The 18,663-nt window shown below is 55.3% G+C and carries 15 protein-coding genes; 7 read left to right on the top strand and 8 right to left on the bottom strand.

All coding sequences use genetic code 11. The features are described from left to right. Positions 1–170 precede the first annotated feature (170 nt). Positions 171–1,700, top strand: a complete 1,530-nt coding sequence (locus OHL21_RS20000) for a sugar transferase (RefSeq protein ID WP_263419068.1) — start codon at positions 171–173, stop codon at positions 1,698–1,700. Positions 1,701–1,795: 95 nt separating this feature from the next. Here the strand turns inward: OHL21_RS20000 and OHL21_RS19995 are convergent, their stop codons facing one another. Continuing rightward, on the bottom strand, positions 1,796–2,779 hold the full coding sequence (locus OHL21_RS19995; protein WP_263419067.1) for an SGNH/GDSL hydrolase family protein: 984 nt from the start codon (positions 2,777–2,779) through the stop codon (positions 1,796–1,798). 687 nt (positions 2,780–3,466) lie between these two features. On the opposite strand from OHL21_RS19995, the gene OHL21_RS19990 reads away from it, so the two are divergent. From OHL21_RS19990 to OHL21_RS19980, 3 genes are all read left to right on the top strand, one after another. Beyond that, positions 3,467–4,723, top strand: a complete 1,257-nt coding sequence (locus OHL21_RS19990) for a hypothetical protein (protein ID WP_263419066.1) — start codon at positions 3,467–3,469, stop codon at positions 4,721–4,723. A 201-nt stretch (positions 4,724–4,924) separates the two neighbouring features. Further along, entirely contained in the window at positions 4,925–6,040 is a 1,116-nt protein-coding gene (locus tag OHL21_RS19985; protein ID WP_263419065.1) for a glycosyltransferase family 4 protein, read from the top strand. A gap of 65 nt (positions 6,041–6,105) precedes the next feature. Continuing rightward, entirely contained in the window at positions 6,106–7,353 is a 1,248-nt protein-coding gene (locus tag OHL21_RS19980) for a GumC family protein (RefSeq protein WP_263419064.1), read from the top strand. Positions 7,354–7,364: 11 nt separating this feature from the next. Here OHL21_RS19980 and OHL21_RS19975 read toward each other — a convergent pair whose 3' ends face one another. The 4 genes from OHL21_RS19975 to OHL21_RS19960 all read right to left on the bottom strand — a co-directional run bounded on the left by OHL21_RS19975 (position 7,365) and on the right by OHL21_RS19960 (position 11,016). Continuing rightward, complete coding sequence (locus OHL21_RS19975; protein ID WP_263419063.1) at positions 7,365–8,921, bottom strand: MATE family efflux transporter; 1,557 nt, start codon at positions 8,919–8,921, stop codon at positions 7,365–7,367. Then, entirely contained in the window at positions 8,918–9,787 is an 870-nt protein-coding gene (locus tag OHL21_RS19970) for a hypothetical protein (RefSeq protein WP_263419062.1), read from the bottom strand. Before OHL21_RS19970 ends, OHL21_RS19975 begins: the two co-directional genes overlap by 4 nt. 105 nt (positions 9,788–9,892) lie before the next feature. Next, on the bottom strand, positions 9,893–10,480 hold the full coding sequence (locus OHL21_RS19965) for an acyltransferase (RefSeq protein WP_263419061.1): 588 nt from the start codon (positions 10,478–10,480) through the stop codon (positions 9,893–9,895). Then, entirely contained in the window at positions 10,477–11,016 is a 540-nt protein-coding gene (locus OHL21_RS19960) for an acyltransferase (RefSeq protein WP_263419060.1), read from the bottom strand. The genes OHL21_RS19965 and OHL21_RS19960 overlap by 4 nt, the downstream gene beginning before the upstream one ends. Positions 11,017–11,211: 195 nt before the next feature. Between OHL21_RS19960 and OHL21_RS19955 the strand changes: the two genes are divergently transcribed. From OHL21_RS19955 to OHL21_RS19945, 3 genes are read left to right on the top strand one after another with little or no spacing between them, the layout of a single operon-like run. Continuing rightward, entirely contained in the window at positions 11,212–12,345 is a 1,134-nt protein-coding gene (locus OHL21_RS19955) for an NAD-dependent epimerase/dehydratase family protein (RefSeq protein ID WP_263419059.1), read from the top strand. Next, positions 12,332–13,282 carry a glycosyltransferase family 2 protein gene (locus OHL21_RS19950; protein WP_263419058.1) on the top strand — a complete coding sequence of 317 codons (951 nt, stop codon included), beginning with the start codon at positions 12,332–12,334 and terminating at the stop codon, positions 13,280–13,282. Before OHL21_RS19955 ends, OHL21_RS19950 begins: the two co-directional genes overlap by 14 nt. Next, positions 13,279–14,430, top strand: coding sequence for a glycosyltransferase family 4 protein (locus tag OHL21_RS19945; RefSeq protein WP_263419057.1), 1,152 nt, complete (start codon positions 13,279–13,281; stop codon positions 14,428–14,430). Before OHL21_RS19950 ends, OHL21_RS19945 begins: the two co-directional genes overlap by 4 nt. Positions 14,431–14,442: 12 nt before the next feature. On the opposite strand, the gene OHL21_RS19940 is transcribed toward OHL21_RS19945, so the two are convergent. The 3 genes from OHL21_RS19940 to OHL21_RS19930 all read right to left on the bottom strand — a co-directional run bounded on the left by OHL21_RS19940 (position 14,443) and on the right by OHL21_RS19930 (position 18,649). After that, entirely contained in the window at positions 14,443–15,300 is an 858-nt protein-coding gene (locus OHL21_RS19940) for a class I SAM-dependent methyltransferase (protein WP_263419056.1), read from the bottom strand. Between the two features lie 296 nt (positions 15,301–15,596). After that, positions 15,597–16,658: an acyltransferase family protein gene (locus OHL21_RS19935; protein WP_263419055.1), complete on the bottom strand. Its 1,062-nt coding sequence runs from the start codon at positions 16,656–16,658 to the stop codon at positions 15,597–15,599. 308 nt (positions 16,659–16,966) lie between these two features. After that, entirely contained in the window at positions 16,967–18,649 is a 1,683-nt protein-coding gene (locus OHL21_RS19930) for an ArnT family glycosyltransferase (protein WP_263419911.1), read from the bottom strand. Between the last annotated feature and the right edge of the window lie 14 nt (positions 18,650–18,663).

The raw sequence follows: 18,663 nt of genomic DNA, 5'->3' as shown, positions 1-18,663 counted from the left end.
TTCGGTCTTTAGACCGACTGTACTGGCGGAGAGCATTTCCTGCGCCGGATCGCTACCACTCCAAGGTAACCGTCTTACCCGAAAGGTGCATATACTCTCCCCACCCTCTGCTGGTCTTCTAGAACAGCCGGGGATCTGAACCCGGAACTGAGTAGTACAGAGGGTGACAGATGAAGGAAGACATTCTCAAATCGGGTGTTGACGAAGCCGCCCGGGTCCCCGTAGCTCAATCTGCGTCGACCAGGGCGACCGCAACACCCACGGCTCCTGCAGCAGACACTCTACTCATGCGCCGGTTTTCCAAGGGCTCGGTACGCATTGCTGACACCGTAAGCCTTTCCATCTCTCTGCTGGTTTCGATATTCGGTTCTTCTCTGGCGGCGGGCCAGTCTCTCAAGCAGATTCTCGCCGTGCGCGTTTCCATCCAGACCCTGATCGTGGGCGCGGCCCTGCTCGTTGTCTGGAGAGTCTTTTTCTGGGCGACCGGCATGTACCAGCCCCGCCAGAGCACCTCGCAGCTTGGCTTCCTGCTGCGCGCGCCGCTGGCCGTCAGCCTGTCCGCGCTGCCCGTTGCGCTGACGATGTTTTTCGGCAAGTACACCTTCAGCCAGATTTGGCACGCCAGCCTGCTTTTCGCGATTACCGGTCTGCTGCTGATGGGACTGAACCGCGTGGTCTTGTTCACCTTCTACGACAGTGTTCAGCCGGCCCTGCGTAAGAAGCGGAACGTGGTCGTGGTCGGAACCGGCCCGCGTGCTTTCATGTTGACCCAGCAGTTGCTGGCTCATCCTTCGTTTGAGTATCAGGTCTGTGGCTTTGTGGACTCTGACCCGCAGCCCGACTGCAAAGGTCTCGCTCCGGTGCTGGGACCGCTGGATGATCTCGAGAACATCCTCATGCGCCGCCCCGTGGACGAAGTGCTGATCGCTCTGCCGCTCAAGAGCGCCTTTGCCGATGTACAACAGGCCGTTGCCATGTGCGGCCACGCCGGCGTAAAGGCCCTGTACTCTGTCGACCTCTTTCAATCGAAGATTGCCAAAAATACCACGGTCGATGAGGAGACCGGCGTTCGCGGCATGGAGATGGTTCACAGCGACCATCGCCTGCTTCTGAAAGATATCTTCGACCGTACCGCTGCGCTGTTCGGCATCATCCTGCTGCTGCCGGTCTTCTTGGTTATCGCTCTGGCGATCAAGTTCACCAGCAAAGGACCGGTCCTGTTTCGGCAGGAGCGGTGGGGCAAGAACAAGCGCACCTTCGGCATGATGAAGTTCCGCTCCATGGTGGTTGACGCCGAGGCCCGGATGGCTGCGTTGGAAAAGCACAATGAGTTCGGCGGCCCGATGTTCAAGATGAAGAACGATCCTCGCGTTACTAAGGTGGGCCAATTCCTGCGTCGTACGTCGCTGGACGAGCTGCCACAGCTCTTCAACGTGCTCCGCGGGGAGATGTCCCTCGTCGGCCCGCGCCCTCTGCCCAATCGCGATGTCGCACTGTTCTCCGAAACGTGGCTGATGCGCCGTTTCTCCGTCAAGCCTGGGATCACCGGCCTATGGCAGGTATCCGGTCGTTCAGAGACGGACTTCGACCAGACCATACGCCTGGACCTTCACTACATTGATCACTGGAATCTCCCGCTTGACCTCAAGATTCTGGCCAAGACGGTCAGTGTGGTCTTCCGCGGCAAGGGCGCGTATTAGATCCGAGTATTGTTACACCTTCCTCCATCCTGTCGCCTCATGGAAGATATTCCGAGTCTTTCACCTTACCGTTGTTTCCTTCTAAGAGATTTCACCTAAAAGGCAGCTTGGAATGCGGCGGCAAGTTTCGTATGCCCTGCCAGGTTCGGATGTAGATCATCGGAAAGATCGCTCGTGTCGTAGACGTGAAATGTATCCACAGTCGTAACGTTCATACCCTGCTGTTGAAATTCATTGGCCATTTCGAGAAATCGTTTGTTGTACAACAGAATTTCATAGTTCAGGTCATCGGCTTTTGCGCGCGGAACGGAGCCAAGAAGAACGCTCGGTGCGCCCGGAAGATTGTTATAGTTTTGGCTGCTTATGCCTCCCCAAAGAAATGAGAAAAAGCCTCCGGTCGATGCCGTCGATAGGGTGACGGTATGCTTTCCGGCGGAGACCAGAGGATACTTCGCGAGAAAGATACTTTCCTGGGTTGACCACCAAGTTGCGATCAGATGTCCAGTATCGACGGCGGAATTTAGCTGACCTGCTACTGTTCCATCGATTGAAACGGTGGCCTGAGTCGTATCCCTGAGACCGGGGTCAAAGACACGGTAGGCAAGATAGAGTATTTTGCCGGCGGAGGCTGCATCAATGGTGAATGTGACGGCTGCGTTGGCATCGGTGGTTGACGAACCGATCGGGAGATCCGAGTCCCTGCTCCAACTTCCGCTGGTGTTTGTGATCGCCGAGCCAAGGACCTTGTCTTTGTCTGGTAACGCAAGCCATGCTATGGCTGCCCCTGCGCTACGCTCCCAGTTGTCGATACAACCGTTGCTGTCGCCACAGTAGTTCGCGTCGTTAGTGCCGATCATCACGGTGTAGACCTGGTTTTTACCCATGACCGAATTGGTATTTGGGTAGACCCAGAGACGGGCCATATCCGCCGCCAGATCTCCTGGCCGGCACAAGTTGTGGGGAGTTTTTTCCATCTCCATTGAAACCTGTCCAGCATACCCCTCGTTGGAATAGATGTAACCGGTTCCATCAGCAGGAGAAGAGGTGTATCCACAGGTAATTGAATCGCCAAAGTTCATGAGGGTTCCGATAGGCCGTTTGAGACCGTAGCTGGCGCCTGTTGAGAGCGACGGCCCACCCATATATCCGCTTCCGCAACCCAGGAGGAACAATCCAAGCAGTGAGAATTTCCAGAAAGAGACGTTGCGGGCCCACACGTGGGTAGCTCGCCGTATCCTCCATGAACTTTCGGCCATTATCTCTATTCATCCCTACGGTGATACCACGATTGTAACTACACAAGCCGTTGTATCGATGATTGTTGTCGTCCCAGCGACGGGGATCGAATACCGTCCCATTCCCGCAGAGGACTGTGCCGAGGAGTAGACTGTCCAATTTTGGAAGGGCGAGTCGCCTGTAGGTGAGAAAGAATTCAGAACCTTCTGATTCCATTTGACCTAGAAGGCTAGATTTCGGCTGTGCAGGATGACTGTACAAATTTCCTTTAAAATCCCCGGCAGAGGGCCGGGAGAAATCCGAAAACAATTGAACCTACGTTGTCACACACTCTCCTACTTAATAAGGAGGAGTGGAGGGCCAGTAACTAAGCTGTCAAGGAGAGATATCGAATGGAGTCATGCAGAGGGCAGCTCCGGCATCCGAACGGTTCATCATTTACATTCAAATGCTAATGTTTAAGATGCTGGTTGATTCCGAGGAGTAGCGCCACGGAACCGGCCGCGGAAGTCTCAAATGGAACGGGGATCATGTCGACAGCAGCCATGCGGGATCAACCAGAAGTCGCTCCCCTCTCCATCGAACGGTACATCTATTTCTCAACGGTCTGGGGTATCTTCAGCGGCTTCCTGGTCTGGCATGCCGGTCCCACTATTTTTCTTTTTTACCTCGTGATGCTGAGCAACCTCCTGCTGATCTGGGCCTTTCAACCGCCTATTGTGTTGCCTAGTTGGCTTGTAGGATTTCTTCTCTATCTGCTCGTCACCGGTATCGTCGGGACGATCCAGGGCACGGACTCTCTCGGAGAAACCTTCAAACAACTTGGGGCGATTAGCCTCAGCGCGTTCTACTTCGCTAACTTCTTTCATGCCCAAGGCAATCTCGTCAATCGCGCTTGGAAGACCTATATAAAGGCTGCCTATCTGTTTGCCTTGATCGGCATCCTGATATGGCCGGCGCAATGCATCTACCATCATGGCCTGGTGCGGCTTCAGGGAATGGCGACTGAACCGGCCGCCTTCTGCCTTCTGACCATGCCTGCCCTCTACTGGTATGCCAGCCAGTGGCTTCGCTTCGGCAAATGCCGGAAGGAGACTCTCTGGATGGCGCTGGCGGTTGCTTTCTCAAGCTCTTCCATCGGATATACCGCCGTCGCCGTCGGTTTGCTGCTTCTCTTCGGCAAACGCTTTACCGGAATCGTTATGGCGACTGGACTCGTTGCCGTTCTGCTTGTGGGGCTTTACCTAGTCTCTCCTAATGTTCGCATGCGAGTGGATGACACATTTGGAGCGATCGCCAATAATGATGTATCCGATACCAACGTAAGCACATATGCTCTCGTTTCGAATATGTATGTGACTGGTCGCGTGCTTGCCGAGCATCCAGTCCTCGGCAATGGGTTGGGTTCCCATGTGATCTCCAGCCGCCGATTCGTCAAAGATGTGCCGGGCGAAGACCTTGTCGAGGCAGCAGGCTGGGACGCCGGCTTCAACACCCGTGACGCCGCCTCCCTCACCCTGCGCTCGCTCTCCGAGTTGGGGATCGTGGGTTTTCTTGGTATCCTCTGGTTTATCATTCACTTCCGCGTCAAGGGTGAGAGCGGTCACGCCGACATCAGCAGCGCCATTCTGACGTGTTTCTTCCAAAAGCTGCTCCGCGGTGGAGGCTACTCCAATCCCGAACAATTTTTCTTTGTATTGCTCTACATGCTGAACTACCGGCAATATCATGCCTCTTTGTGCGATCGAGAGTATGGACTTGCCAAGTTGAAGAGTTTAGCGAAGTAATGGAAACAATCCCTTGACCGATCGGGCAAGCACAACATCGATAAGCCGGACACTCCAGCGCGATCGGGACGAACTGCGGAGTGAATCGATCCATCCGATCCATATATTTGAGAGAGGATCATGCGAACAGTAATGAAAGTGGCCGTAGTAAATCATCTGGATACGCGGAACGTCCGAGTGCTCTCGGGAGCCAGCCATTTCATGATTCGCGCTTTGGAGAGGCGGGGGGCGGAGGTAACACAGCTTGGCCCGGTCTCGTCACGATGGCTTAGAGCGGCACGGTACCTACATGGAGCCTCGAAAATGTTGGGCCGGACTTATGACTGGCATCACAATCTGCTGGCTTCCCGGGCATTTGGACGGGAGTTTGCCCGGCGTCTGAAGCATGGCGATTACGACATTATCTATGCGCCACTTGCTTCGACGGAGATCGCCTATCTTGAAACAAATCTGCCGATCGTCTATCTGACGGACATGACGTTTGCTTCGGGAAAGTCTTATTACAATTCATTCTCGAACCTGCTGCCATTCACCGACCGCGAGGGAGCGACGATCGAGAAAAAAGCAACGGCACGAGCAACGGCAATCGTTGCTCCTTCCGATTGGGTTACGAAATCTTTCCAAGCTGACTACGGATACCCCCCTTCGCGCCTTCATGTGGTCTCATACGGCGCCAATCTGGACAATCCACCGACGCGAGACGAGGCCCTGGCACAACGGGATGTGAGTGTTTGCCGGCTGCTTCTGCTCGGTGTGAGCTGGGAGCGGAAGGGCGGCCCACTGGCGCTTGAAACCTTGAAGATGCTGCTTGCGAGCGGCGTCAAGGCGGAGCTGCTGATCTGCGGTTGCAAGCCTCCGGCAGGTGTCGAACATCCGGCGATGCGGGTGCTTCCGTTCCTGCGCAAAGACGATCCGGCGGAAGTATTGGAACTTAGGAATCTCTTACTAACCTCGACATTTCTGATTGTGCCTTCCGAGGCGGAAGCCTGGGGCTTTGTGTTTGGGGAGGCTTCGGCCTGCGGCCTGCCATCCGTGACCCGCGACACCGGCGGCATCTCAAGTGTGGTCAGAGATGAAGTCAACGGATTGCTCCTGCCGGCAGGCGCGGGCCCGGCAGAGTATGCGGCGCGCATCCGCGAAGTTCTGGATCGCCCGGGGTGTTATCGCGAAATGTGCATCTCCTCGCGCAACGAGTATGAGACGAGGTTGAACTGGGACAGCTGGGCGGCCCGCATGATGGAAATCTTTACCGCGATAAAAGCGGAATCCTTGGCCGCACGCCAGGTGGATGCAATGGCCAAGCAATTGTCTCAGTGAATACGATTTCGGGGAAACGTCAGCGAAGGCTGTACCGATCGACTGAGATACGATGGGAAGTGGATATGACATTGGGCACTGGAAATTTTGAACGCTCGGAGTTACTAGCCGGAGCTGCGCCGATCACGACCAGTCCACGCAACGTTGACCTGTTGGATGCTTTGCTGGTGTTGGCTCGGAGCTGGCGGGCGATTCTGCTGACGGCACTCGTCTTCTTTTTAGCAAGTTGCCTGGTCGCCTTCCTGCTTAAGACGACGTTCACCGGCCAGGCCGTGATCTTGCCCCCGGCGCAGCAACAATCCTCGGCCTCGGCATTAACGGGACAACTCGGCGCACTTGCCGGAATCACCGGCGGAGCCGCGGCCGCAAACCTGTTCAAGAATCCGGGAGAACTCTACGTCGGCATTCTGGAGAGCAATGCGATTGCGGATCGATTGATCGACCGCTTCAATTTGCGTTCGATCTATCACACAAAGACGCTTGTGGACACCCGTGGGTCGCTGAAGAACCATGTAGTCTTCAAGGCGGAAAAGAATGGACTGATCTCCATCACCGTGACTGACCACGATGCACACCGCGCAAGCGATCTTGCCAATGGCTACGTTGCCGAGCTTCACAAACTGAACTCGACACTGGCCATTACGGAAGCAGCGCAGCGAAGGATGTTCTTCGAACAGGAGGTGGCCAACGAGAAGGCTGTGCTCGAGACAGCAGAGAACGATCTCAAGGCGACAGCGCAGAAGACGGGTCTCATTCAGGTGTCGAGTCAGGCGGAAGTGATCATTCGCAGTATTGCTCAGCTCCGCGCGGAGATCACGTATCGCGAAGTCGAATTGCAGTCGATGAGGACCTTCGCCGCCGATCAAAATCCGGATGTGCAGAGACTCTCTCGCGAGATCGCTTCTATGAAGGACCACTTGGCGACATTGGAGAATAGTCAGGAAGCGCAGTCTCCTGGAGACATCTGGGTGCCGACGGGACGGGTTGCCCAGGCGACGCTCGAGTATTCGCGAAAGCTGCGCGAGGTCAAGTACCACGATGCGCTCTACAGTCTTCTGCTGAAACAGTATGAAGTGGCGCGCATCGACGAAGGGAAGTCATCGCCTCTGGTCCAGGTAGTTGACCCGGCAACCCCGCCGGACAAGAACTCGGGCCCGCCTCGTGGGTTGATCGTGGCCGGTGGAGGGCTTGCGGGATTCATTCTGGGGATAGCGTGGGTCATGCTGCGCCCGGGCTTTCAGCGAATGGGAGATACGCCGGAGACGGCGGAGCGGCTGCGGGAGCTACGCAACTCCTTCCGCATGAGGAGCTGACGGAAAGCGGTTCAGGAGGGAGCGATCTCGCGCCCAAGTCTTCCGCGAATCGTCGCGACCAATTTGGTTCTCTCCTCGGGCTGGAGTGCAAAGCGCCAAAGCATTCCCAGGCTGATAGCCGTCGCAAGGACTCCACAGATAAAACGAACCGCGATAAGGTCCATGGGAAGGAATCGCCACACCGCGGCCGCAAGGCCTATTGGCAGAAAACAAAGGCTGGGCCGAAGCAGCGACGAGAAGAAGTATTCTGAGATGCTCATCTGGATCTCAGTCGTCCGTCGCATGTTGTAGAAGAGATTGCCGCCAAGACCGACAAGCGAACCGACCATCGTCCCGGCCGCAACGCCGATTGCTCCGAACGAACGAGCCAGAAGCACGCTAAAGAGCAGGTTACTCACGCCTTCCAGCAACGGAGTCAGGATGACGCGGCGCTGCTCTCCACTCCCGATCATTGCCAGTACGTAAGGCGTCACGGTCATGCGGATGATATTCGCGGCAACCAACACCTGTAACAAGATCGCGCCGTTGGCAGCGTACTGAGCATCAACCCAGACGCGGAGCAGGGGATGCGCGAAGACGATCAGCGGTAATCCGGTGGCCAGCAACATCACTGTTCCCATGCGAGTGGCACCCAGGACCATTTTGCCCAGGCCGGCTCGATCGCCGCGGGCGTGAATTACGGCAGTGGTGGATCCCATGGCACCAAAGATGGCGCCGAACGAGCCTGCCAGCAACGTAACCACGGTAGCGGCGATGGAATAGTAGGCTACTTCACCGAAACTGTAGATGCCGACGATGGTAAGGTCGAGACCCGTCACCAGCAGGATTCCCAATCCCCACACCGTGAGGCTGAAGCAATAGTCGAAGAGTTCGGTGGCCGCCGCCTTGGAAATCTTGGAAAGAGAGAGTCGAATTGGCGGAGCGATACTCTCGCTGAGTCTGCGGTAGGCGACGTATTGCACAGCGTACGATCCCACATTCACCAGCGCCATGACCAACGCCATATGAGGGATGGTTCCACGGTGACGCACTACGACGACCAGTAGAACCGCGCTCAGCAGCCTTGAAATTCCGATAATCGCGGCCGGAACTTCGTTGCGCTGAAGCCCTACAAAGGTTCCGGTGAAGACGGATGCAGGCAGGCCGATGCAGAGTGAGCCGCCGACCAGGATGACGGAAGCCCGGACGCTCAACAAGAGTTCCCCGTGCAGATGAGGGAAGAGGCGAGGGATAAAGAATGACAGCAGTACCAGACCGAGCAAACCAATGCAGGCCGATGACGCAAGACAGGCCATGGCCGTACTGACGATGCGATCGCGATATTCGCCCTCCCCGCGTTCAGAAGAATGGGCGACAAAGCGGGCGATTGCGGTCTGAATACCGAAATCGAGATAGCTGACGTAGGCGCTCAACTGCAGCACGAGAGACCATGCCCCGAAGGCCTCGGTAGACATGGAACGGGTAAGAAAGGAGGGAAGAAGGACGGCAACGAGGGCGGAAGCACCGCCGCGCACAAGATTGGCAATCGCGTTCTTGACGATGAGGAACTTTTCGCGACGGGAGGTCACACTTGTCCACGCCCGGTTGTAAACGAAAGCGATTCGTGGCGATCGATAAATTCCTGTTCAATGCGGTCGAATTCCTTATTCCAGTCGATCGTTGGCGCCAGGCACGTGGATTCAAGATGAGTAGCGAGGCTGGGAATCGGCCCCCAGAGGCGCAGCCTGCCGCCAAACAAGATCTGAGTCCATCCCCAGTACCAGGCCTTTAGCCAAAGTTTGAACATGATACGAGTGCTGCCATATACAGGAATATTGAATAAGCCCACCTTCTGGGTAATGGACATCCATATGCTGCCATCTTCGCTGTGTCGTGAGTAGGTTGCGAAGGTACGGCGAACTCGCAGGAGGGCTGTGCGCGTAGCGAGAAACGTCAGGCATGTGGCAGTGGAGGTCCGCCAGTGACGGGAACCGAATGGCCGGATAAGATGCCGTTCCTGGCGGATGGGCAGATCGTAGTTGCCCAGATGGTCATAGGCGGTGACGAAGTGAGCATCGGGATTTGCCCGGGCAAACTCGACCATGTCAACAAGCGCGCCTGGAGCGTAGACGTAATCGTCTTCGGCGAAATAGACCAGTTCGGCCTCGGTTTGTTGAGAAAGCAGGTCAATCTGCATGGCAAAGGTGGCATGGTTGCCGATCTTGTCCAGGTTGACCACGACCAGCTCGTCGGAGCTGAAGTATTGCCGGAAAAGCGCTTCGTAGGCGGGCGGGCAGCCATCGAGGAGTGCCCAAATCTTGACCCGAAGTGAACCGAGGGATTGCTTGAACGAGGAGAGGCAGTATGCAGAGAGTTTTAACTTGTCGTCGCTCCAGGCGGCCGGAGTTTTGGAAACACCCGGGTAGACTCTGTAAGCGATAGCAAGATCAATCATGAATCCCTGCAGGCTCCTTCAGCCATAGCGTAACGATAGCGGTCAGGTTCTACCTTGAACGCCATAAATTCAGGCAGCGTAAATAGACGCGGACTTATCCCAATTCTACATGGGCTGTGCCGGTGCCAGCCACGCCTGCTCCGCGGCGGACCACTGCTTGACGATGCGTGCAGGCGAACCCGCCAGCATGGAATAAGCTGGGAACGACTTGGTCACGACAGAATTGATGCCTACGACGCAGTGTGGTCCCAGCTCGACTCCGGGAAGAATCGCGACGCGATAGCCCAGGAAACAGCCTTTGCCGATGCGGACATCTCCGCCATGCAACAGAGGCTGGGCCATGATCGGTCCGGCATCGGGGTGTAAGCCATGGGAACAATCGTTGATGTAGACCTGTTCGCTCAGAACACATTCGTCCTCAATGATGACGCTATGGATCGCAGCAAGATATACATGCGGACCGATGTAGACATCGCGGCCAATGGAGATGCGCGGCGAGTAGCGCTGTCCGGCGTACTCGACAATCGGTGTGATGAGCGCGTCGGCGCCAATCCAGGACCGGTCGCCCACGCTGATGCATTGAGGAGCGGAGATGCGGTGCGGGCGATCGATACGGACATCCTGTCCGGCGAGCATCCCGGAAAGAGGCCGGTGGAGATGCCTCCTCAATGCGGCTTTTACGTTGGCGATCATGACACTTCCATCCCGCGAGAGGTCCCTCCACTCACCCAGCTGTGACTTGCGAAATCGTATTGCCGGATAACCACGGCGGGATTGCCGGCTGCGACCGAGTAATCGGGAATACTCCGCGTAACGCAGGAGTTTGCGCCGATGACACAGTATTTGCCGATACGGACATTGGGCAGGACCACTGTGCCGAAGCCTAGAAACGAACCCTCGCCAATCTCTACGAAGGAATCGTTATCAAGGATGCGTTGTCCGATGGGACGCGGGTCGCGAATGTCTGTGTAAGGATGCGTGATGTCCACGATCGCGCAGTGACCCGTGATGCTGACGTTATCGCGGATCAAGATGCGTGAGTGGCACATGATATGAACGTTCTGTTCAATGTTCACATTGCTGCCGATCCGCAACTCCGGGGCACGCGATGGCCTGTCCAGGATGGCATCGAGACGCACTCCGTAGTTGATGCGCACCCGATCTCCGAGGTGAACGAAACGGGCGTTATAGAGAGAGGCGGGTCGGATGATCACACAGCGCTTGCCCATGGAACCCACCACGTAGCGGTAAAAAAAACGTGTCTTAGCGTGATGGTAAACGAATTTTAAGAACGTCAATTTTTCAAAAAAGGGAGAATTCAAGAACTCCTGCAAGCGTCTCATCAGCGGCCTCGGCACATGCCAGAGGTTATATACTATATGCTGGGTGTTCAACACCTACATCATCCTGCGGAAGGTTGATCTTTGAATACACTTATCACCGGCGGCGCGGGCTTCATCGGGACACATCTGGCGCGCCTCCTGTTGGCAAAGGGCCAAGAAGTCACCCTCCTCGACAGCTTTCTTTCTCAAGTCCATGCCGGAGAAGAGCGCCTGCCTTCTGATCTTGCTCCGCACGTTCGCCTTGTTACCGGAGACGTCGCCGATCAGTCCGCGATGAGCGTTGCGCTGCAGGGAGTGGACAGTGTCGTTCATCTGGCCGCGGAGACCGGCACCGGTCAATCGATGTATGAGGTCATGCGTTACGAGCGGACGAACCTCGGTGGGACGGCTACCCTGTATGAGTTACTGGCCAAGAACCCGCGTCATAAGGTGGAGCGCATTGTAGTCGCTTCATCGCGGGCGATCTATGGAGAAGGCGCTTACCGGTGCGAAAAGGATGGCATTGTGTATCCGTCATCGCGATCGGTTGAAGATAAGATGGCGGGCAAGTTCGATCCTCTTTGTCCGCTATGCGGCGGATCCTGTGAGACGGTTCCCACCACGGAATCGGCGCCTTCGCAGCCCTCGTCCTTTTATGGTTTGACGAAGCAGGTGCAGGAGCAGACCGCCATGATGTTTGGCCAGGTACTCGGCATTCCTTCCTTCGGATTGCGCTACCAGAATGTCTATGGACCTGGACAGTCACTCAAGAATCCTTACACCGGGATTCTTGGCATCTTCTGCAATTTGGCTCGGGCTGGACGTAAGCTCGAAATTTTTGAAGATGGCCAGGAAAGCCGCGACTTCGTCTATGTCGACGACGTCGTGCGGGCCACTGCCCGGTGTCTTGAGGTTACGGCCAACGGTTGTCACGTGGTCAATGTGGGATCCAACGAGCGCACTACGGTGGCGCACGTGGCGGAGCAAGTCAAGTCGTTTTACCAAAGCTCCTCAACCCTGGAAGTCACCGGCGCGTTCCGGGATGGAGACATTCGCCATGGGCTGGCCGATCTGGGGCAGGCGAAGGCTCTGCTCGACTATGAACCCCAATGGCGCTTCGATGACGGGCTACGCCAGTTCCTGGAATGGGCGGAACGATACGAGCCCCAGTTGGACGCTTACCAACAGTCCTTGAAAGAGATGGCGGAAAAGGGACTGCTTCATGGGCGGAGTTAGTTACCTGGATCCCACCATCAATCTTCCCTCAGCCTTTGTTCAACGGAAGATCGGGGTGGTGACCGTGACTTATAACAGTGCGGCGATGCTGGATGAGTTCTTCGCATCGTTGAACGCCCAGACCCATAGTGAGTTCTGCCTGATTGCGGTAGACAATGCTTCGACCGATGGCACTATTCCCCTGCTCCACGCCTATTCCGGCGTGGAAAAGCTTGTCATCGCGAACCCAACTAACGTCGGTGTGGCGGGGGCGAACAACCAGGGAATTCGCGCGGCCATTGAAATGGGTTGCGAATATGTCCTGCTGATTAACAATGACGTGGTATTCAATCCGGAACTCTTTGCGCAGTTAGTGCAAGGGCTGGCTGACCTTGGCTGCGATATGGACACGCCTTTGATCTATTACATGGATCCGCCAGACAGAATCTGGACGGCGGGAGGTCGCTTCGAGCCGAGGCTCGGGTTCCAGATATACCACCGGGGGGCCGATGAGCAAGATCGCGGCCAGTACAGTCATCCGGAGAAGATCGATTATGCACCGACGTGTTGCGTGCTGATTCGACGGGAAGTCTTCGCGAAAATCGGGCTGATGGATGAACGTTATTTCGTTTACGGTGACGATGTCGATTTTATGTACAGGGCAAGACAGGCAGGGCTGGTCATGTACCACCTGCCCCAGAGCAAGCTCTGGCACAAGGTAAGTGGATTGACCGGCGGAGGTATCTCCGACTTCAGCTTTTACTACAATGCGCGGGGGCGGGCGCTCTTTCTTCACAAGCACTTTCACGGCCTGGTACCGTCATTTTGGATCATGCTCCATATCCTTCAGGATTCAACACGCGCGATCCTGCATCAAAGTTTCCGTCATGCTCGGAAGGTAAAACAAAAGGGACTGCGCGATGGGAAAAAGGTGGCGTTGGAGCAGCTTTCGCAATGAAAGTTCTGTTCGACGCTACATGCGTGACGAAGAATAAGGCTGGCGTGGGTGTCTACGTTGCAAACCTGCTTCGAGAGCTTGCTTCGATGCCGCACAGCTTTCAACTCTTTGTCCTGGTCCAGGATGACGACCCCTCGATGGATTTCGGCGGACGCCCCAACGTGCGTACGATCCGCGTGCCCGCGAAAATCTTTCGCATCCTGCCGTTCCGCTTTCTTTTGGAGCAGATCATTCTCCCGATCCTGGTGCTTTGGTACCGTATCGACGTGGTTCATTCGCCGCATTATTCGTTGCCTCTGATGTGCTTCGGGGCACGCCGAATCGTGACGATTCACGACATGACGTTCTACAACATGCCTGAATTTCATGATCGATTTAAGGTTTTCTACTTTCGCTTGTTTATCTGGGCCTCGGCACATCTGGCCGACGGACTTATCTTCGTCTCGCATTCGGCCGAGCGCGACTTCCGATCCCGTTTCAATCATTATCGAAATCGCAGTTGGGTCATTCATCACGGTAAGAGCGAGGCCTTCCGTGCCAATCTTGAACCGGGTCAGATCGAAAGGGTTCGGCGAACCTATGAACTGGGAACGAATTTTGCCCTGTACATCGGCACTCTGGAACCGCGAAAGAATGTGGCTCGACTCGTTGACGCCTTCGTGTCGATAGCTGCGAAACATCCTGAACTCACCCTGGTGATCGCGGGAATGAAGGGATGGATGTACGACGGCATCTATGAGGCCGTGGCAAACTCGGGTCTGGAGTCGCGAGTCAAGTTCACGGGATTCATTCCGGAGGAGGACAAACCATATCTCCTGGCCGCCTCAACCATCTTCATTTATCCCTCTTTGTATGAGGGTTTCGGAATTCCAGTTCTGGAGTCTTTGGCCTGCGGCATTCCCACGGTCACAAGCGACATCTCCTCGCTTCCGGAAGTAGCAGGCAAGGCGGCTTTACTGATCGATCCGACCCAAAAGGAGCAGATCAGTTTGGCGATGGATCGTCTTCTCTCCGATTCCTCTCTGTACGAGAGATTGCGCAAAGAAGCGATTCTACAGGCCGCAAAATTCACCTGGCGTAAGACCGCGCAGCAAACGCTGACATCATATGAAGATGTCATCAGCGATGAGAAATATTCGCGGTTTTAGCCGGGAACGAGGCTAGAGCTTCTTTGCCAACACGATGTCTTGGAAGTTCGTGAGTTCAAGTCCCGCATGCGGCGCAGCCCCTGTCCAGGTTCCGCTTAATCGTTGCTGCGTCTGAAGGCCGACTTGATGTTGAACGGAATCTAGCCATTCCGAACCTACCGCAAGCGCGTCCTCAGGCATATTCGGATTTGTCGTTCTGCAATCCTTCAATGCATACTTGAAATCCATTGTTGTCTCGCCGCGTTTCATCCGGCTGAGGACTTCATCGTCATAAAGAAAAAAGGAAGCCGCGAGCGTTCCACCCGGTTTGAGCACACGAGCGATCTCAGATAGGTAGTGTGCGATATCGCCGGGATACATATGTGTAAATACCGACCATAGAACAACCATGTCGAACGATGCATCCGGGAAAGGAAGCACCAGTAAGCCAGGGATGAGAGATCCTTTTGGATTGTAAAACTTGTTGTAAATATCCTGATGCAGGAAGACAAATCGCTGATTGCGCGACGTCACATTGCGGAGCAGCCAGTCAATTCCCCTCCGGTCCAGATCCATCCCAACATAAAGCGCTTTGTCGTTCAGATAATCCAGTAGCGGCAGTGTCTTTCGGCCTATACCGCAGCCGATGTCAAGGATTACGTCATCGGGTTTCATGCCGGCAATGTTTTTGTAAAAACCTAGCGTCTCGCGACCCATCTTCAGAAACAGATCATAGCCTCGCGGCCCATCAAACATCAGACGCAACGGAGGAATGGGCCCTTGCCCGATGGGAGCCTTGGTTCTCCAATCCCGGATCATCCATGGAATGTCCCTGACGGAATGAAAGATGGAAGCGGACAGGGTATTCTTGAGTGCTTGCTTGATGCTCATTGATTATCCTTTAGATGACTTGGAGCGAAACAACCTCAACTCCCGCCCAAAGTAGCACGAGATTTGCATTATCTTGTGTAATTTCCAGTCTATCAAGAGCGAGTAGGCCGCAACTACTCCGGAAGAGTATCTACCGCAAACAAGTCTCTAAGCGTTTCTCTTCGGCGCTCACTCCATCTTCAAAGAGATGCTCGACGGCATCTTCATCCTCATCGAAGAGGAGTGCCGCGACGTTTTCATTGCGGAAAACTCGCATATATGCGGGATCCCTGTACTGCATCTGCAATGAAAATGCTCTATCGGCTGGAAAGTTCTGGTTGATCGATTTTATCGGTGCTGCGCTTCCGAACCTCTGACTCTTGCTGTTGCAATCTGGTCGGGCGCAAGAATGCTCGTTCTACACCAAACCATGAGAGTGCGGAAAGAATCGCCACAATCAATACGACCAAGGAGACCGCGCCAAAGGGGGTTCGCGAAAAAAAGCCTAGTGCGATCAACATCTGAACCATTGGGAAGTGAAGTACGTAGGTGCCATACGAGAAGTCGCCAAAACGGGTGATCCCGCGATATGACGGCAGCAGGAATGCAACGCAAAGCACAAGAAGGGGAATACCAACAGCTTCCAGAAATAACCAGCCAGTTAGAGAGCCTGCGATCGTTGCGGCCAATGCCAGAGCCCACATCCATTGTTTATGAGCCTGGAACTGATTGAAGTAGTAATAGACGGCAGTTCCAACCATAAAGAAACACAACTGCCCCGGCAGCTGCTTGCCCAAGGTAGGCTTTCCCAGATGCTCAAAAACAAGATTGAATGCAATTGAAAGGAGAAATGTTGTGCTGATAACAATGAAAGGATTGATCTTGCGAACAAACCATGCCAACAACGGGACAAGAATATAAAAACCGATTTCGAGTTTGATTGTCCATAACGCGCCATTCATTGCCGGTGTCAGAAAGTTGTGCTGAAAGACTCCAGGCAGATCCGGCTTTTTGAAGTTAAGGAAAAGCAGGTTATAGAAGATGTATTGCCACGTTTCCCGGCTACGCCAAAAGGCAGGCAAAGACAAGGTTGTCATAAAACTTCCGACAACGAGACAGAATCCCAATGCTAACCAGTAGCCAGGCAGGATACGTTGCGCCCGCTTGCGAAAATAATCAGCGAGGGATTTGGACCGGTCCCAACTGGCGACAATTAGGCAACCACTGATTGCGAAAAAACCTTCAACGGCTTCTCTTGAATGCGCAAACCATCGAATCAAGTGAAGTGCCTGACTTCCAGATAGATCAACGCAATGAGCACCCACAACCATCCAAGACAAGACAAGACGAAGTAAATCAAAATTATTGTGGTGTCGCATTCGCATAAGCATCTATTTGCGATAAATAATACCAATTCTTGTTAAGCAACGAGGGCATCCTGCACTGGCGATCGTCCGAACATCAGCATGCTGGCTCGGCCTCCATGATCAAAGCGCGATGTTGAAGGTTGATTGCGTTTGATCTCCTTTCACTGGTGCAGACGACTCAATTCAATCGGATTCTGGCAGATGTTCTCTCGCGCGTATCCGCGAACGATGTAGATGGCTGCCGAGCCGCTTAATTAGCGGCTAATACCATATTCGCGATAATTATCCAGTAAGGCGCACGGGCGCGAATTACGTGGTGTCTACATATTGCTCAGCAGGGATTTCCCACTACTCTGCTTGACCACGTGCAGGTGCGCTTCGCCTACCAACTCGCGAAGATGGGGCAGGTCACCGTTATCGGTCAGCAGGTAATACCGCTCGCCCGACTGCCATCTGTGGATGAACTCCGCATCATCAATAAAGACCTGCGGCGCATTCGGCGCATATGACCCGTATTCCAGGTTGGCGCTCCTGCCATTCAGCAGCAGCGCTTTGCGATTTGTGTAGAAGAAGACCGATGAGAACGCGTAATACGCATCTGACTCGATCAGTGTGCCCGGCGGGCTTTCCAGCAGCGCTGTGGCCAGTTGGTACGACCCCATATACGGATCGAATCGCACCAGCGCCAGCCGCGCCGCCTGAAAGAACACCACCATGCCCGCGACCATCACGGCAACCATCGCTCCGGCGCGCCTCCGCGCAACCGCCACTCCCACGGCCACAATTGCAAATGCTGCAACCGCCAACGCCAGCGGCAGCTTCAGGTAAGCGAACGCTCCCAGCGTGAGATCGAGCATGTGACCCAGTGAAAGCGTGTACATCTCCGGATGCTGTGCCAGTGCGTCGGCCAGTTCACCATTCGCCGGCAGCTTTGCCGCCATGAAAAGCACCGTCCCGAGCACAACTGCCAGTGAGCCAAAGATCGCAACAGTAAACCAGCGTCCTGCGCGGACCCATCTGCCCTCTGCGATCGCCGCCCCCGCCAGCAGCGCCAGCGCAGGGTAGATCGGCATGGAGTAGTACTCCTGCGTGGTCGAGAATGTGAAGAACACCATCACCACGCCGATCCAGCACAGCAACATCAGCCGCAGCCGTCCAGCCCGCGATTCACGGTTATAGCTCAGCTTCACGGCACCCGGCAGAAATGCCGACCACGGGAACAGCCACGCCAGGTTCAGCACCCAGAATAAAGCTCGGGGCACCGTGTTGTAGTCCCGCGGATACCTCAGGTTCAGAAACCGCAACAGGTGTTCATTGAAAAAGTAGAACCAGAAGAACCCGCGATACTCGCCGGGACCGCTGTGCATGGAGAAGGAAAAGTAGGGAGGATTGCGAAGCGCTGCCAGCACGTGCCATGGCGCGGCAACTACCATCATCACCAGCAGTACAAGCCATGGCTGCAACCTTTTCCACGCCGAGCCGGACCATAACTGCCGCGTCACTGCCATATACACCAGGCCGGCGCCCAGCGGGAATACGATGGCAATCAGCCCCTTCAGCAGCAGGCCACATCCCAGGGCGAACCCCATCAGCATCGCCCACGCGCGCGGGTTTGCCTCCTCCGGCTCCAGCAGCCGCATCCAGGCCCACAGCGCCACCGCGATCGTCAGAGTCAGGACGGCGTCCGGAATCTGGATTCGTGTGAACAGATATAAGCCGACCGACGTAGCCAGCGCCACGCCTGAGAAGACGCCCGCCTGCTCGCCCATTGCCCAGCGGCCGAACCGGTACGTCACCCAGCACAGCAGCACAACAGAAAGAGCCAGCGGAATGCGCGCGGCCCAGTCGTGGACCCCGAATACACGGAACGAGCCCGCCATCATCCAGTAGATCAGCGGTGATTTTTCCAGGTATGCCACTCCATCCAGCCTGGCCGTTACCCAGTCGCCGGACTCCAGCATGGTGCGAGCAATTTGCGCCTGAACGGCGTCTACATCGTCCATCAGCCGCGGTGGAC

The sequence above is a fragment of the Terriglobus albidus genome, from assembly GCF_025685425.1.
Classification (GTDB): Bacteria; Acidobacteriota; Terriglobia; order Terriglobales; family Acidobacteriaceae; genus Terriglobus; species Terriglobus albidus.
The sequence above is the reverse complement of the archived record's forward strand: the minus strand, read 5'-3'. Positions and strand labels throughout refer to the sequence as shown.